A 14,686-nucleotide genomic window follows, 5' to 3' on the forward strand; every position below is an offset into this window, starting at 1 on the left:
CGGCCGGGTGCTGGAGTTGCAGCTCCGCGTGGAAGACTTCGACGGGCCGAGGTCCTGGAGGTGGGTGCTCAGCCGGGGAGGTGAATTCCTGGCCGATCATCAGGTGGTCATACCTGAACCCTGCTGGGAGGCCGACGCCTTGCAGGACTTGCACGGCCATTTGCAGTGGTCGGGCGTGCCGGAGATCTCAGCCGACGGTGAGAGCGAGATCCTGACCCAGATCGGGCGTTGGGCGTACACGTACGGCCTGGGGGCCGTGGGGCAGGCGCTCATCGCCGAGTCCGTCCCGGTCACCGTACGGCTCATCACCTCGGAGCAGAAACGTCACCTTGCCCTCTGGCCGTGGGAGTTGGCCGTCGCTGACAGCCGCACCCTTGCCTCGCGAGACATCCGCTTCGTCGTCGATCTCGACCTCCAGACACCGGCGCGGCCGCGGGCGGAAGCCGGAAAGGCACTGCGGGTACTCGGCCTGTTCAGCCTTCCCGACGACACGAGCCCGCTCAACCTCCGCCGGGAGAGGGTCGCGCTGACGAACCTCTTCCAAGAGGTGAGTGCCGTGCACAGGAAGGCGATCGACCTGCGGATCCTTCAGTACGGCGTGACACGGAAGCGGTTGCGCGACGTCGTCAACGACGGACAGGGCTGGGACATCCTCCATGTCTCCGCTCATGGATCGGCGACTGGCCTCCTGCTGGAACGGGAGGACGGCTCACCAGACTTGGTCACCAACGAGGACCTGCGGATTCTCCTCGGCCCCCTGGCCACGCGGGTGAAGTTCGCCATGGTCTCCTCGTGCTCGTCGGGCGCCTCGGAAGCCGACGCTTTCGCCGCGCACGTGGACGAACTCCGACCGATCAACAGGAATACCGGGTCCCGGTCGGACCGGACATCACCGTCGCCTTCGCTGGCAGCGGCACTGGCCGCACAACTGGACTGCTGGGTGCTCGGCATGCGATACCCGGTCGACGACCGGTTCGCGATCGAACTGTCCCACCGCGTCTACAACCGCCTCATCGGCGATGCCACTCAATCACCGCCGCAGGCACTGGCCTTCGCCCTGTCGGAATGGCATGAGCAATTCGGACGGCCGACACTGGCGGAGATGACGCCCATCCTCTTCGGGTGTCAAGGCGCGGACCGGAGGCTGACCGCCCCCGCCCTCACCGGTCCGCCACTCGGCGCGGACCACTCCAGACAGCAGGCCTTCCTGCCCTCTCCGCCGGTGGAGTTCGTGGGCCGTGCCGGACTGCTGACCGCCGCGAGCAAGGCACTCGCGCCCCGCAGCGGTGCGTCAGGAGTGATGCTCCACGGCATGCCGCGGGTGGGCAAAAGCGCTTGCGCACTCGAGCTCGCGCACACCCACGCCGACAGGTTCGCGGCCGTCGTATGGCACGAGGTGCGTGACGACGAGCACGTGGGCACCGCCCTGCAACGCTTCACCCGCGAGTTCCGCAAACAGCTCGAGGATGCGGGCCTGCCACCGATCGCCAACTTCGACGACCCGGGCACCCTGGACGACCCGGACCTGCTCGCCAGGTCCTTGCGGCTGCTGTCGATTTTCCTGACCAACAACCGCGTCCTCGTCGTCCTGGACAATGCGACCCCTCTCCTCACCGAACAGGGGCGGTGGCGGGACCATCGATGGGGCAGACTCGTCAACGCGATGACCGGCCACTACGGTCTGTCCAGACTGGTCATGACGACTTCGTGTGCCGTCCCCGAGCTGGACGACCGGGTGACGCGTCTGCCAGTCGCGCCGCTTTCGACTCGCGAAGCCGCGCTCCTGGCCAGGTCGCTGCCGGACATGTCGGCGCTCTTCCGCGCGGGATCGAGGTCCCGAGAGACCATTCGCAGCGTCCTTCGAGCGTGTGGGGGCCACCCAGGACTGCTGCTGGACGCTTCACGCGACGTTGTCCTCGACGTCGGCAGGCCCGGCGGCTTCCGTCTCGCCGAACTGAATGACGACCAGCTCGCCATTACCCACTGGACCCGCACAGTGACCAGGCAGTTGCCGGAGCCCGAGCGGCTGCTGGGGGCTCTGCTGTGCGAGCTGGAGGAGAACGATCGCATCCCTTGGGTTCTCCGCGATGCCTGGCCGAGGCTGTGGCAGCACCTCGACCGGCCGGGCACCGCACCACCCTGGCAGAGCCTGGTGCGCAGTCTTGAGGCACGGGCCCTGCTGACCGTCGAACGCGCGACGGAACAGAACACTTTCGAGGTCGAGGTTCCGCCCGTTCCGGGATCCGCCGACAGCCTCGGAACCGCTTTCACGATGACGGGTCAGGTCGCGGTGGAGATCTACCCCGGTCTCGTCATCGGTGTCCATGAGGAGGACGAGGGCGTTCTCTGTATCCGCAGTCATCCCACCGTGGCAGAGGCCGTGCGCGCCCTGGCCGAACCGGAGTTTTCACGGAGTGTTTCCGGATGCCTCGCCGAACTCTGGGTGCGCATGATGAGCGCGGAGGCCCTGAACCACCCGGGCCGCGAACTGACGATCATGGAGGCTGCGGCTGCTCGCCACGCCGTTCCGTACGCAGCGCGACAAGGCACCTGGAGCGAGGTCCGCCATCTCCTCGAAGTGCTCTTCTCCCGGGACGCGTCGCCAGAGACGGTACGCAGCGTGCTGCCTTGGCTGCGCCAGGCGGCCGACGAAGCGGACGCCGCTTCTGTCCGTTCCTTCTGCCGGCAGTGGATCGCCCAGGTGTCAGGGGCCTTGCCCACCCCGGCAGAAAACGATCACAACCCGTCCGGCACCCCGGGAGAACCGGCCCCGAGCACTCCGCAGCCGCAGACGGCGTCCGACACCTGGCTGGATGAGCTGCAGGAAGCCTACGAGCAGGGCGACTTCCACCAAGTCTGGGCGATCTGACGCGCTTGCGCGGCCAGTCGGTCCTGACACCCACGGCTGGCAGCTCCCCCCGTGAGCGGGAGATGCGGCGATTGATCGAGTGCGCCCTCGAGACCGGCTTCCATGCCGCATTGGCCCTGCGTGAATGGCAGAGGGCGCTCGATCTCAACAACGAACTCCTCGACCTGCTGCGCCAGAGGATGGCGGTCAGAGCCGAATCCGTCCGCGTCGAATTCCACAGCCACGCCCCACTGATGGCGCTGGGCCGCTTCGACGACGCCCGAGAGCTGCTTCTGCGCGTGCGCCGGGCAGCCGAACAGGGAGAGGATCCGAAGCTTCTGGGGATGGTCATGGGGTCGCAGGCTGGTCTCGAGCACCTGCAGGGCCACGTCGAGATGGCTGTCCGCCTGCAGCGAGAAGCCCTCCGCCACTCCACCGAAGCGGGTGACCTCCATGATCTCGCCATCGGTCACCTCAACCTGGGGAACTTCCACATCGCCGCCGAAGAACCCCTGCAAGCGTTGTGCAATCACCTGATCGGAGCCGTCACCGAGTGCGTGCACGGTGGTGTTTCCGCCTCCGATTCCGTGGCGGACCAACTGGCCGAGAATCTGTACAGGGGACACGTCCTGGCCTGCCCCCTCGACTGGCCGGACGTGCAACGGGCCGCGTACGAGCACATCGGCATCCCCCTCGAACAGAGCCTTCCCGGCCTCTTCACCACCAAGGATCCCCTCTTGCCGCAGCGAACGCTGGACGACCTCCTGCCGCGTGCCTGGCGTCGGCTCAATCTCCGCTTCGCCCCTCATCTCGCCGCATGGGACCCAGTGCTGTCAGCCGTCGATGCCGCGATCGCCGGCGACGACACCGCCCGCCAGCAGGCCCACCTCGCTCTGGACGACCTCCAAGAATTTCCGGAGTGGAGCCCGCTGGTCCGCATCATGCGTGGCGCGCTCGAGAACAGGGCCGATGTGCCCGACGACAACCTCGAACTCCTCCATCATGTGATCGTCTTCCGGTTGCTCGACATGCCGACGACCGACGTCGGCATCCCGCCCGGGTTGTGGGTTCTCCAGCCGATACGGCACCTCCTCTCCAAGGTGGTGGCCGCCGCGAACGGCGACGCGGAGACGGCGGCCGAACTTCCCCAGGTCCTGGATGCGTTGGCTGCCCGCGGTGGCGGTGAGCTAGACACACTCGCCGGGGTCCTGCGTCGCATCGCCTCTGGAGACAAGGCCGCGCAGGTGACGCCCGGGCTCGACTCCTTCATGGAGAGCGTCGTCCGCTGGATCGACACCCACATCGACCCGACGGGCCCGCTCCCCAGGACCAGTCCGAACTGATGAGTTGCCTTCATCCTGACTGCCCTGGAGGTCGCTGACCGAGTACCAGCTGCAATCCTGGCCCGCGACGCGGGCGTCACACGCTGACCTCAGCTTGGCGTTCAACCTCGCTGGGCTTGGTATTCCTTGATCGATTCGGCGCGTTTGACGGTCTTGCCGACGTCGTGGCGCCTGGCCCGTTGTTTGTTTTTCGAGCCGGGAGGCCGTCCGGGGCCTGGTCGGGACGGTTTCGGCGCGCTCGCCGGGCGGACTGCTGTCGCGCGGACGTTGCGAAACCCCCGGCGGACCCGGGCGGGGGTGAGGCGGCGGGGTTCTGCGGGCCGTTCCCAGGGACGGCGGAGGTCCTCGGCGAGGGGCCGGGCGAGGCAGAGCTGGGTGTGAGCGGCGATGATCAGCCAGGTCCACAGGTCGGCCGCGTCGGGGTTCCTGACCTTCGGGGCGGTCCAGCCCAGGGTCTGTTTCATCAGCCGGAAGGTGTGCTCCAGGTCGAAGCGGCGTAGGAAGGAGTGCCACCAGCGGTCCACGTCCGCCGGTGCGGCGGCGGTGGCCGAGCACCACAGCCAGACCGGTTTCGGGTCACGGTCACCGGGCAGGCGCTCGACCTTCAGGCGGATCAACGTGCCGTGCAGGATGGGGAGTTCTTCCTTGGCGTGGTTCAGCCAGGGGCCGCGGTGAGTGAGCCGGGGTGCATCCGGTCCCAGGCCGTCGCGGTGGCCGTGCCGTAGCGGGTGGTGTCCGTGGCGGTCGTGACGTCGGGCTCGTGCCAGCTGTCGGGCTTCTTGAGCGTGAGGACGCCCCATGCCGGCGGGGGCTCCCACCCTGGGGACCCGACCGGGCGGGGCCGGGGTCGCGGAGCATGACCCGGTCCGAGCGCAGGCGCCCGACCAGTACGACGGGCAGGTTGGCGAGAGCGTGGGTCAGGTAGGCGACGTCGTAGCCGGAGTCCATCACGATCAGGATGTCCGGATCGCCCGGTCTCCAGTGGCCTGCACTCGTCAACCGCTCGACCACATCATGGAGTTGGTCGGCAGTGACGGTCGCCGCGTCGTCGGCCGGGCCCAGGCGGACCGCGTCCAGGAGAGCGACCCAGGAGGTGCGGCCGGACTCCAGGGCCGCGACGAAGGAGTAGGGCCAGCCGGGCACCAACTGGTCCGAGCTGCGGTCGCCGCGTCCGTAGACATGACAGTGAGTGTCTCTGCAAGCGGGCGGACGCGCTCTTCGAGCTCACCGACGCGGTGCTGTGCGCGGACGGGCCGGTGAAAACCCTGGTCGAGCTCTCCTTGGCGGTCGAGCACAGGCGCGGGCACGGTGCACTGTACGCGGCTCTGGACCGTGGATGGCTGGAGCCGACACGGTTGCGCCGCACACTGGCGGGCCTGCCGCTGCCGAAGGCGGCCGATGGGCGGATCGTGCTCGCCGTGGACGTGTCGCACTGGCTGCGACATAGAACTCGACCCGAAAGCGGGACAACAGACCCAACGCCTCGATTCCAGGCACACCGACAGGCAGACTCATGGGCAGCGGCCGTTCTCTTGTGCTTTGTGACTCGACATCTCGAAGCGTGGAGAACGGCCGTCTCCGCTGTCCCGTGAAGAACCGCAGGTCAGCAGGACGAGTGACCCGCGAGGTTAAACGCCGAGATGAGTGGAGCTAGGGTCCGTCTTCAAAGATCATCCTGAGGTGGACTGACCACCAAAATCCACCTCGCCTGCGACGGCAAGGGCGCCCCCTCGCGATCCCGCTGACACCCGGTCAACGGCACAACATCATCTGCGCACGCCCCCTCCCGGAACGAATCCGGGTCCCGCGCACCGGCCAGGGCCGGCCCCGCCGCACACCCGATCAGGTCGTCGCCGACAAGGCCTACAGCTCCCGCGGCTCCCGCGCCTACCTGCGCAGACGCGGCATCGCGTGCACCATCCCGCAGAAGACGACCAGCAGCGACACCGCCACAACCGGGGCCGCCACGGAGGCCGGCCGCCGGCATTCGACCGGCAGATCTACCGCCGCCGCAACGTCGTCGAACACTGCTTCAACCTGCTCAAGGGCTTCCCTGGCATCGCCACCGGATACGACAAGACCGCCACGTCCTACGAGGCAGCGGTCAGTCTCGCGTCACTCCTGCTGTGGGCAAGATCCGTTTGGAGACGGACCCTAGATGCGCAGGAGTGCCGTGACGGCGACGGCGGCCGCCAGGGCCACCGGGAGCGAGGCCCGACGCCAGAGGAGCAGCGGGACGACCGCGAGTCCCGCAATCACCGTGAGGTCCACTGCGCTCCAGCGGGAACCCAGTACGTCCACGACGATGAAGCCGGCCAGCAGGGCGGGGGCGGTGAGGGCGATCACCGACCGTGTTCGTGGGGACAGGGTGCGCCCGCCGAAGAGGGCGGGGCCGAAGGCCTTGCAGGAGAAGCTCAGGGCGGCGACGACGCCGATGGTGAGCCAGAGAGTCATGGTGCGACCTGTTCGTCGGAGTGGACGGGGTGCACGGCCTCGTCGGCCACTTCTGCTCTATCTGACCTTTCCGCCGTCCGTGTCTTCGACCCCTTCGACCCCTTCGACTCCTTCGGGCCTCGCGGGTGGCGGGGCGGGTGCCCTGAAGAGGGCGACGAGGGCCGCGATGGCCGCGCCCACCAGGGCGGGACCGGCCGGCAGGAAGACGATGAGGCCGGCCGCGAGCACGGCGCCGAGCAGGGCCGGCAGTCGGTTGATCCGCTCCCGGCGGACCTCCTCGAAGAGCAGCGCGACGAACAGCGCCGGCGTGAGGACGTCAAGACCGAGCCGGTGCAGGAGGGCGGGGTCGGGGGACACCACGACCCCCAGGGCGGTGCCCGCGACCCAGGCGGGCCACTGGATCGCGGTGGCGCCGAAGAGCAGGTGCCTGTCGAACCGTCCGCCCCCGAGATGGGCGGCGGCCCATGATCCGTCGACCACCGTCTGGCCCTCGAGCGCACGGCGGAACCGGCCGCCGCGCAGATCACCGGCGACGGCGATGCCCATGGGGATGAAACGGCTGTTGATCAGTGCCGCGGACGTCACGGCGCCGGCGATCCCGCCGCCGGAGCCCAGGGTCGCCAGCAGGGCGAACTGGGCGGACCCGGAGAAGACGGCCATCGAGCAGATCACGGGCGCGAGATGTCCCCAGCCCTGCGAGGCGCTGATCGCACCGAAGCTGACGGCGAGGAGAAAAGAAGCGGCCGCCAGCCCGGACCCGGTCTTGAGCCCGGAGAGGAAGCTCGCCCGTGGCGAGACGGCGGCTTTCGCTGATCGGAGACGGTCCATGGCTTCGAGTCTAACAAGCAAAGACGCTTACGCCTGTTAGAAAAGCGGGTAGACTGAGAACGTGACGAGCAAGCAGACGGTTCACCGCGCCCCGGCCGCGTCGGGAAGCCCTCACGACTCCGGCGTGGCGCTCGTGGGCGGCCATCCGGTACTCGACTTCGTCAACACCGTCGCCTGGCGCCTGGACTCCGTCCGCACGGCCGACCGCGTCCAGGGCGCCGAGGCGTGGGCGCGCTGGGCCGTCGCCGGCGGACTGCTCACCGCCGACCGTGCCGAGGCGCTGCTCCAGGAGGCGCCCGCGGACTCCGCGTCCGCAAAAGACGCGACCGCGGCGCTCGTGGACCTGCGCGCCACTCTCTGTCCGATCCTGGACGCCCTCGTCGACGACGAGGCGCCCCCTGCCGAGGAGTGGGAGGCACTGCGCCGGAGCCTGATGCAGGCCCGCGAGGACGCCACGCTGCCCCCGACCTTCCCTCTGAGGTGGCAGTCCGGCGCGGACCGCCTCGGCGACCTCCGTCACGCACTGGCACTGCTGACCGAGGACCTGCTGGGCGGGGACGACCTGGGCCGCATCCGGCGCTGTGCGGGCCCCGGGTGCGGCTGGTTCTTCCTCGACCGCTCCCGGAGCGGGACCCGCCGCTGGTGCAGCTCGGATGACTGCGGCAACCGGGACCGCGCAAGGCGCCACTACTCCCGTACCCGCCAGCGCGGGTGACCTCACGGACGCCCGCCGCCCCGCCGGCGCTGTCGGATTACTCGCACCCCCCCGACGGCGCGCTGGCGGACGCTCCCCATGCGGACCTGCTCCAGTGCCTGTTCGACGTCCGCGGCCGGAACGCCTGCACCTGCGGGCGGATGTCATGGCGGGCGGCGAAGTCGATCGTCTGCCGGGTCTGTCCCGCTGAACCCACGATGCCAGTCGAACGTGTCGGCAACCTGTACAGGGCGCCTGCCTCGCCGGCGGCGATGAAGTCGGTGTGGCCGAAGCGTTCGGCGTCGGCCCGCTTGGCGGATGTCGTGGAGATGGCGGTGACCCTGCTGCCCCACCTGGTGAGGAACTGAATGGCCAGGTGGCCCGGACCGCCGACGCCGACCACGGCGAAGCGGTGCGTCGGCAGGACCTGGTTGTCCAGGAGTGGGGGAGGACACTGTCGCCCCCCGACCCGCTGCCCGACGGACAGGACGCCCTGATCCGCCGCGTCGCCGACCGCCTCATGCCCCGCATGCACCTCCACGGTGACCGAACCGACGAAGGGATGTCAGTGCCTCCTGGCACGATCACGCGCATGACATCGATCCACGAGCAACTCGTGTACGACACGGGCCAGAAGCACGGCGTTCCGAACGTCGTCGCAGCCGAGCTGCTCGCCCACTCACGCCCGTGCATCTACCTGCTCACGCTCGACGAACTGTCCCCGGCCCGGCGGGTCCTTCGACGTACGACCTCGACGGTGAAACCGCGCATGTGAGGGTCTATGAACCGCAGACCCTCTACCCCGTCGCCGGACTGACCCTGCACAGCGTGGCAGTACGCCACCGCGCGCCTTCCTGGACGGCGGCGACGGCAACGATATGAGCGAACAGCCGGCCTCCGCCGACCACGCCCGTCAGCCGCTGGAGCCGGCGGCCGCCGACGCGGTCCGCGCGTACGCGGCCAGGACCCGCGAGAACGCCGACCACATATGGGTGCCGTTCCGTCCGGGCGTCGACGACGAGCCGCAGGGGGACATCCCGGCGGACATGGGCGAACCGTTCCGGGACTTCCGGCCCGACATCGTCGTCGGGCACGATGCCCTGGGCCAGCTGACCGGCCACCCCGACCACGTGCAGCCTGAGACTGGCCGTGGCATCAAAAACCTCGGAACACGCCGTCGCCATCGACGGCGCCGACGAACTCCTCGAAGTCCATGTTCGCGCCCGAGACGTTGTTCTCGATGCCCCACAACTCGGCTGCCACAACGCGGACGCAACGCCCACGCTCGCCCCGCCTGTCCACCACGAGGAGCGGCAGTTCAGCGGAGGTGACAGCTATAAAGTCCGCCAGGACAAGAAGTGGATGCTGGTACTCCGCGGGGATCAGGTCGAGAGCCTGATAACTCGTACTGCCGATCATTGACAAGGGTGACGTTGGCCAAGAATCCGTCCTTGCTGGGCGAGAACAGCGCCGCCCGCAGAGCGTCCCAAGCACCGTCTGCCGAAAAGTCGGTGCGCACGACGAGGGCTTCCAACGGCAAGGTTAACCAGGACGGCGGGGAGCTGGTCAGCTCCGTGCCCGGACAGGGTGCGATCGTCGGCCTGCCCCTTGCCCGGCTGACGCCGACGGGGGTTCGCCTTGGTGGACGACCGTGATGTGGTGGTCGGGGCCAGGGGTCTCGAGTTCGTCGACCACGGCAACGGCCAGGTCCTCGGCGCTGATCCAGGACCGGCCGTCGGCGCTGACGAGCAAGGTGTCGGTGCCACGCCGATAACGGCCGGTTCGTACGCCGGGTTCGAGCAGGGCCGGTGGACTCAGGTAAACGCAATCGGCATCGGCATGGGACTGGCAGGCGCGCAGTTGAGCGACTCCGGCGACGGCGACGGCCCTGATGTCGGCAGGCACGTACGCCGGGTTGTCGGCGACCAGCAGATCACGGTCGTCGGGGCTGCGTAATGCGCCGGCGCCGCCGATGACGAGGACGGGGATCCCGAGCCGTGCGGCGATGCCCAGCACCGTGCGGGTAGTACCGACCAGGAACTCCTGGTCGACCGGCATGGTCCGCACGGTCAGTACGACGGCGTCTGCGGCGCAAGGGGAGGCGGAGCCTGCGAGCGCCTCACGTACGGCGTGCGAGTCGTTCGCGTCGACCGCGACCGGCGTCACGTTCGGGTTCCCCGGGTCCTCACCCGCGGGTTTCCGGGACAGGGCGATCACCTGGTGTCCGCGTGCGCCGGCCTCGTTGATCACCCGGCTGCCGACCATCCCGGTGGCGCCCAGCACGGCGATCGTCATGCCTGTCTTCATCGGATCCGTCCTTCTCGTACACGGTCGTCGCGCGGTCCGGTTTTCTCGGATCGGGCTTCTGTCGGCCTGCCGCGCGCCATGCGGCCTGACAGGTTTGGTGAATTGAGCTGCGCCGCGAGCAACGCGGCCAGGGCGAGGACGAAGCCGAAGGTCTGCAGCGGGCTCAGTGACTCGCTCAGCGCGACGCCGATGACGGCCGCAACCAGCGGGGACAGCAGCACCAGCGGTGCGGACGCGCCGACCGGCAGCTTTCCGATACCGCGGAACCACAGCGTGGACGCGACCAGCCCACCCACGCCGCCGAGCCACAGGTATCCGCCAGCGGCTCCGGCGTCGATGCTCGGCGGCGCACCCTCGATCGCGAAGGTGAGAGGAAGCAACAGCAGGCCGCCTGCCGTCAGTTGCCAACCGGTCAGGGTCAGTGGACCGACCCCCGCGGGGAGGCCCCAACGCTTGGTGAGGACGATCCCGGCGGCCATGGTGGCCGTACCGCCGAGACCGGCGAGGACGCCGACGGCGTTCAGCCGGGCCTGCGGCCCCAGTACGACGAGTCCGACGCCGACCACGCCGAGCACACCCCAGGTCAGTCGCCAGGCCGTCGGCCGGACGTGGAGCAGCGCGACGGCCAACCCGGCGACCATCAGCGGCTGGGTGGCGCTGAGGGTGGCGGCGACACCGCCGGGGAGTCGTTCGGCCGCGACGAACAAGAGCGGGTACAAGGCGCCGATGTTGAGCGCGCCGAGGACGATGGCCTTCCACCACCAGTCCCCGCGCGGGAGTACTCGGGTGATCGCCAGCGCGAGCAGCCCGCCGGGCAGGGCGCGGAGCATCCCGGCGAACAGCGGGTGCCCGGGCGGGAGCAGTTCCGTGGTGACGACGTACGTAGTGCCCCAGGACGCCGGAGCGAGTGCGGTCAGTGCGACGGTGGCCCACTGCCGCGCGTGCGGGATCCGCGGCGGGCCGGACGCCCGCTCGGTCGAGGTATGCATGTGATGAAGTCTCAGAACTCAGCCGGTCATGAGTCCAACACATGCTTGTCATCGCAGCCATGAACCAGAACGATGGCCGCGTGGATCTCCAGCAGATGCGCTACGTCGTCGCCGTCGCCGAAACCCGCAACTTCACCCGCGCTGCGGCGCGCTGCTTCGTGGTGCAGTCGTCACTGAGTCACCGGATCGCCGGCCTGGAACGGGAGCTGGGGGTCAAGCTGTTCGCCCGGTCCAGCCGGCGCGTCGAACTGACGCCGGCCGGGAAGGCGTTCGTCGCGGGCGCACGCGAATGCCTGGCCGCCGCCGACCGGGCGGCCGCCGACGCCGCCGCCGCGACCGGCGTGGTACGCGGCCGGCTCGCTGTGGGCGTGATCGTGACCACGGCTGCTGTCGACTTACCCGAGCTGCTGCAGCGGTACCGAACCCGGCATCCGGACGTCCGCATCGCCCTCCGTTCCGGACGCAGCGATGAACTGGCTGCGGCCGTCCGGAACGGCGACCTGGACATCGCGTTTCTCGGCGTGCCGGAGAGCGAACCGCCTTTCGGGGTGGAGGCCGTTGTCCTCGGTCACGACGAGCACGTGCTGGTCGTGCCGGCCGGCCACCGGCTGGCGGACGTTCCCCAGGTCACGCTGCAGGAGATCGCCGAAGAGACGTTCGTCGACTTCGTGGGCGGGACGCCCGCCCGGGCCCAGTCCGATCAGGCGTTCGCCGCCGCGGGCCTGACGCGCGACGTCGCGTACGAAGCCGGCGTCGTGGAGCTCATCACCCGGCTGACAGCGCGCGGGCTCGGCATCGCCCTGCTGCCGTCGGCGTTCATCCGACCGCGGGCTGCTGACGACCCCGAACTGGCGCTGGTCCCGGTGGTGGACGGACCGCGTCGGACCGAGTACCTGGTGTGGAACCGCTTCAACCCCAGCCCGGCCACCCGAGCGATGCTCGACGTCCTCGGGGTGGGAGCGCCGTCGACAGTGACCTGAACCACGACGGGGGGCGACGGGGCACCTGGCAGGGGGCCTGCCCGAACGTCCCGGTCGGCGGTCAGGGCTGGATGTTCTCCAGGTCCTCCAGAAGGCTGGGGTGCTTGGGCTTCCATCCGAGCGTCAGCCGGGTGTACGCGCTGAACGAGGGCTGGTCGCTCGCGAAGATCTGGCCGAGGGGACCGAAGGTCTGTGCCGACACCGGCTCGACCGGCAGGCCCAGCCGCCGGCCGATGACCGTGGCGATATCGCGAACCTTGTCCCCCTCGCCGGCCACGGCGTGCCAGGAGGTACCCGCTTCCGCATGTTCCAGGCGAGCCGGAAGAGGACTGCCGCGTCGAGCGCGTGCACGGCCGGCCAGCGCTGTGCGCCGTCGCCCGGGTAACCAGACACTCCGGTCCGGCGTGCGATGTCGGTCAATATGCCGGCGAATCCGCCGGAACCCTGGTTGTGAACCGTGCGCGGCAGGCGTACGGCGTTGCTGCGGACCCCGCGCGAGGACAGGCCCGGGACCGACGTGACCGCACGACCCCGACCGCCGACCGGCCCCTCGGTCATCAGCGAGTCGGCGTCGGTGGAGGCGCGGCCGGGTACGCGGGGCGTACCCGAGCAGGCGACGAGGGGGCGGTCGCTGCCGACGAGTTCCTCGCCGAGGGCCGCGAGGGCGGCGCCCTCCTCCGAGACCGACGTCGCGAGGGTGTCGGAGCTGCTGAAGTCGTGGTCGAACGCGAGGTGGATCACCCCGTTGGCCCGGGCGGCCCCGGCGCGAAGGGTGTTCAGGTCGGCGAGGGCTCCCGGGAAGGGCTCGGCGCCGGCCGACTCCATGGCCTGCGCGGATGCGTCGGAGCGAGCGAGTGCGAGGACGGTGTGGCCGTTGTCGAGCAGTTCGGCGACGACAGCGGAACCGATCAGACCGGTGCCGCCCGTGACGAAAACGCGCATGGGAAGCTCCCCCAGGAGTGGATGGTGACCATGGGTAGATGGGAACCAGGCGCACGCGAACGCCTCGTCGTGGCTGCCGTCGACCTGTTCACCGAGCAGGGGTACGACGCCACGACGGTCGCGCAGATCGCCGAACGCGCAGGAGTCACCAAGAGCACCTTCTCCCGGCACTTCCCCGACAAGCGCGAACTGCTGGTGGCCGGACAGGAGACGCTGAGCCGACTGCTGGCCGAGGGGATCGCCGGCGCGCCCGCTGACGCCAGCCCGCTGGAGGCGGTCGCCGCCGGTCTGGAGCGCGCGTCGAGCGCCATGGGCCCCATGAACCGCGAGCTCGCACCTCGCCTGAAGGCGGCCGTCGCTGCCAGCGCCGAACTTCAAGAGCGTGACGCCCTCAAGAGCTCGCCCTGCTGCGCCCGAAGCCGGACCTCGCCCAGCTCGCAGGCGAGCCGGCCGACGTCCTCGCCGCTGCGCGCAGGCCGCCGTCGACGCACCGGACGGGCTGGGCACCACCGCCTCCTACGCGACCGAGGTGGCGCTGCCCGCAACGGGCACGTGGTCCACCCCCGGCAGGGGCGGCGCCCAGGCGGACATCGTCATCACCGCCCCCGAGGACGAGGTGCCGCTAATGTTCGTGGAGATCGACAACTGCTTTGAGTCCGCGCAGGTCCTCGCCGCGAAGATCGACAAGTACATGCGGTTCTGCAGACGGATGGTGAAAGACGTCGCCGTGGATCGTGTCGGATGAACTGTGGTCGTTCATCGAGCCGTTGCTGCCCGTGCCGGGTCCGAAGCTGGTCGAGGGCAGACCGCGGGTCCCGGACCGGCAAGCGTTGTGCGGCATCCTGTCCGTCCTGCACACGGGTATCCAGGGGGAGTACCTGCCGCAGGAGCTGGGTTTCGGCTCGGGCATGACCTGCTGGCGGCGGCTGGCCGCGTGGAACGAGCCGGGGTGTGGGACCAGCTGCACCGGTGCTGCTGAAGAAGCTCCGCGCGGCGAAGAAGCCGGACTGGTCGCGGGCGGTGATCGACTCTTCCCGCGTGTGGGCGGCCCGCAGGGGCCCACAAGCGGCCCCAGCCCGGTCGACCGCGCACGTCCGGGCAGCAAGCCGGCACGACGGGATGCGCTCCGGTCTCGTGACGGGACGGGGCCTCGATCCGGCCATCAAGGAACCCCTGAGGGGCCCACGGCCTCGCCCCGCCCTCCGAGCACCACTGACGTGCCTCAGCGGCTCGGCCACATCTCCACTGACGCGTTCGTTTGAGGCAAGGTGCCCACACGTATCGGCAGGGCCGCCGCTGAG

Annotated in this window: 13 protein-coding genes and 6 pseudogenes; 9 read left to right on the forward strand and 10 right to left on the reverse strand. The window is 69.6% G+C overall.

Annotated elements, in window-relative coordinates:
- Positions 1 to 7 precede the first annotated feature (7 nt).
- Both ACIOC0_RS17390 and ACIOC0_RS17395 read left to right on the forward strand, forming a co-directional pair.
- A complete protein-coding gene (locus ACIOC0_RS17390) occupies positions 8 to 2,869 on the forward strand; it encodes a CHAT domain-containing protein (protein WP_402155829.1) in 2,862 nt (953 codons plus the stop codon).
- A gap of 62 nt (positions 2,870 to 2,931) precedes the next feature.
- The gene (locus ACIOC0_RS17395; protein WP_402155830.1) at positions 2,932 to 4,191 is read left to right on the forward strand and encodes a tetratricopeptide repeat protein; all 1,260 of its coding nucleotides are present in this window, start codon (positions 2,932 to 2,934) and stop codon (positions 4,189 to 4,191) included.
- A gap of 101 nt (positions 4,192 to 4,292) precedes the next feature.
- On the opposite strand, the pseudogene ACIOC0_RS17400 reads toward ACIOC0_RS17395, so the two are convergent.
- Positions 4,293 to 5,376: pseudogene (locus tag ACIOC0_RS17400) on the reverse strand (transposase); the annotation flags it as partial.
- A gap of 5 nt (positions 5,377 to 5,381) precedes the next feature.
- Between ACIOC0_RS17400 and ACIOC0_RS17405 the strand changes: the two are divergent.
- Positions 5,382 to 5,633: pseudogene (locus tag ACIOC0_RS17405) on the forward strand (transposase); the annotation flags it as partial.
- A 445-nt stretch (positions 5,634 to 6,078) separates the two neighbouring features.
- On the opposite strand, the gene ACIOC0_RS17410 reads toward ACIOC0_RS17405, so the two are convergent.
- The 3 genes from ACIOC0_RS17410 to ACIOC0_RS17420 all read right to left on the reverse strand — a co-directional run bounded on the left by ACIOC0_RS17410 (position 6,079) and on the right by ACIOC0_RS17420 (position 7,473).
- Complete coding sequence (locus ACIOC0_RS17410) at positions 6,079 to 6,219, reverse strand: hypothetical protein (RefSeq protein ID WP_402155831.1); 141 nt, start codon at positions 6,217 to 6,219, stop codon at positions 6,079 to 6,081.
- A 126-nt stretch (positions 6,220 to 6,345) separates the two neighbouring features.
- A complete protein-coding gene (locus ACIOC0_RS17415; protein WP_402155832.1) occupies positions 6,346 to 6,645 on the reverse strand; it encodes an AzlD domain-containing protein in 300 nt (99 codons plus the stop codon).
- Between the two features lie 57 nt (positions 6,646 to 6,702).
- A complete protein-coding gene (locus ACIOC0_RS17420) occupies positions 6,703 to 7,473 on the reverse strand; it encodes an AzlC family ABC transporter permease (protein WP_402155833.1) in 771 nt (256 codons plus the stop codon).
- Between the two features lie 61 nt (positions 7,474 to 7,534).
- Between ACIOC0_RS17420 and ACIOC0_RS17425 the strand changes: the two genes are divergently transcribed.
- Positions 7,535 to 8,188 carry a CGNR zinc finger domain-containing protein gene (locus tag ACIOC0_RS17425; RefSeq protein WP_402155834.1) on the forward strand — a complete coding sequence of 218 codons (654 nt, stop codon included), beginning with the start codon at positions 7,535 to 7,537 and terminating at the stop codon, positions 8,186 to 8,188.
- Between the two features lie 37 nt (positions 8,189 to 8,225).
- Here ACIOC0_RS17425 and ACIOC0_RS17430 read toward each other — a convergent pair whose 3' ends face one another.
- Entirely contained in the window at positions 8,226 to 8,702 is a 477-nt protein-coding gene (locus ACIOC0_RS17430) for a hypothetical protein (RefSeq protein WP_402155835.1), read from the reverse strand.
- A 57-nt stretch (positions 8,703 to 8,759) separates the two neighbouring features.
- Between ACIOC0_RS17430 and ACIOC0_RS17435 the strand changes: the two genes are divergently transcribed.
- Positions 8,760 to 8,942: a hypothetical protein gene (locus tag ACIOC0_RS17435; RefSeq protein WP_402155836.1), complete on the forward strand. Its 183-nt coding sequence runs from the start codon at positions 8,760 to 8,762 to the stop codon at positions 8,940 to 8,942.
- A gap of 22 nt (positions 8,943 to 8,964) precedes the next feature.
- Here the strand turns inward: ACIOC0_RS17435 and ACIOC0_RS17440 are convergent, their stop codons facing one another.
- The 4 genes and pseudogenes from ACIOC0_RS17440 to ACIOC0_RS17455 form a co-directional block, all read right to left on the reverse strand.
- Positions 8,965 to 9,288 (reverse strand): hypothetical protein, encoded by a 324-nt coding sequence (locus tag ACIOC0_RS17440; protein WP_402155837.1) that lies wholly within the window; start codon positions 9,286 to 9,288, stop codon positions 8,965 to 8,967.
- 34 nt (positions 9,289 to 9,322) lie between these two features.
- Positions 9,323 to 9,686, reverse strand: a pseudogene (locus ACIOC0_RS17445) (DUF6924 domain-containing protein).
- A gap of 47 nt (positions 9,687 to 9,733) precedes the next feature.
- Entirely contained in the window at positions 9,734 to 10,474 is a 741-nt protein-coding gene (locus ACIOC0_RS17450) for an NAD(P)-dependent oxidoreductase (RefSeq protein ID WP_402155838.1), read from the reverse strand.
- On the reverse strand, positions 10,471 to 11,463 hold the full coding sequence (locus ACIOC0_RS17455) for an EamA family transporter (protein WP_402155839.1): 993 nt from the start codon (positions 11,461 to 11,463) through the stop codon (positions 10,471 to 10,473). Before ACIOC0_RS17455 ends, ACIOC0_RS17450 begins: the two co-directional genes overlap by 4 nt.
- An 80-nt stretch (positions 11,464 to 11,543) precedes the next feature.
- On the opposite strand from ACIOC0_RS17455, the gene ACIOC0_RS17460 reads away from it, so the two are divergent.
- Entirely contained in the window at positions 11,544 to 12,443 is a 900-nt protein-coding gene (locus ACIOC0_RS17460) for a LysR family transcriptional regulator (protein WP_402155963.1), read from the forward strand.
- Between the two features lie 61 nt (positions 12,444 to 12,504).
- On the opposite strand, the pseudogene ACIOC0_RS17465 reads toward ACIOC0_RS17460, so the two are convergent.
- A pseudogene (locus tag ACIOC0_RS17465) lies at positions 12,505 to 13,385 on the reverse strand (SDR family oxidoreductase).
- 30 nt (positions 13,386 to 13,415) lie between these two features.
- Between ACIOC0_RS17465 and ACIOC0_RS17470 the strand changes: the two are divergent.
- From ACIOC0_RS17470 to ACIOC0_RS17480, 3 genes and pseudogenes are all read left to right on the forward strand, one after another.
- Positions 13,416 to 13,784, forward strand: a pseudogene (locus ACIOC0_RS17470) (TetR/AcrR family transcriptional regulator); the annotation flags it as partial.
- 130 nt (positions 13,785 to 13,914) lie between these two features.
- Entirely contained in the window at positions 13,915 to 14,130 is a 216-nt protein-coding gene (locus tag ACIOC0_RS17475; RefSeq protein ID WP_402155840.1) for a replication-relaxation family protein, read from the forward strand.
- Positions 14,117 to 14,491: pseudogene (locus ACIOC0_RS17480) on the forward strand (transposase); the annotation flags it as partial. The gene ACIOC0_RS17475 and the pseudogene ACIOC0_RS17480, both read left to right, overlap by 14 nt.
- Positions 14,492 to 14,686: the final 195 nt, after the last annotated feature.

This window comes from Streptomyces sp. NPDC088254 (assembly GCF_044740925.1).
Taxonomy (GTDB): domain Bacteria; phylum Actinomycetota; class Actinomycetes; order Streptomycetales; family Streptomycetaceae; genus Streptomyces.

Bases quoted from the DNA above. Each gene is read 5' to 3' on its own strand.
- ACIOC0_RS17455 (WP_402155839.1), bottom strand. From the start codon at position 11,463: ATGCATACCTCGACCGAGCGGGCGTCCGGCCCGCCGCGGATCCCGCAC.
- ACIOC0_RS17420 (WP_402155833.1), bottom strand. From the start codon at position 7,473: ATGGACCGTCTCCGATCAGCGAAAGCCGCCGTCTCGCCACGGGCGAGC.
- ACIOC0_RS17395 (WP_402155830.1), top strand. From the start codon at position 2,932: ATGCGGCGATTGATCGAGTGCGCCCTCGAGACCGGCTTCCATGCCGCA.
- ACIOC0_RS17450 (WP_402155838.1), bottom strand. From the start codon at position 10,474: ATGAAGACAGGCATGACGATCGCCGTGCTGGGCGCCACCGGGATGGTC.
- ACIOC0_RS17435 (WP_402155836.1), top strand. From the start codon at position 8,760: ATGACATCGATCCACGAGCAACTCGTGTACGACACGGGCCAGAAGCAC.
- ACIOC0_RS17415 (WP_402155832.1), bottom strand. From the start codon at position 6,645: ATGACTCTCTGGCTCACCATCGGCGTCGTCGCCGCCCTGAGCTTCTCC.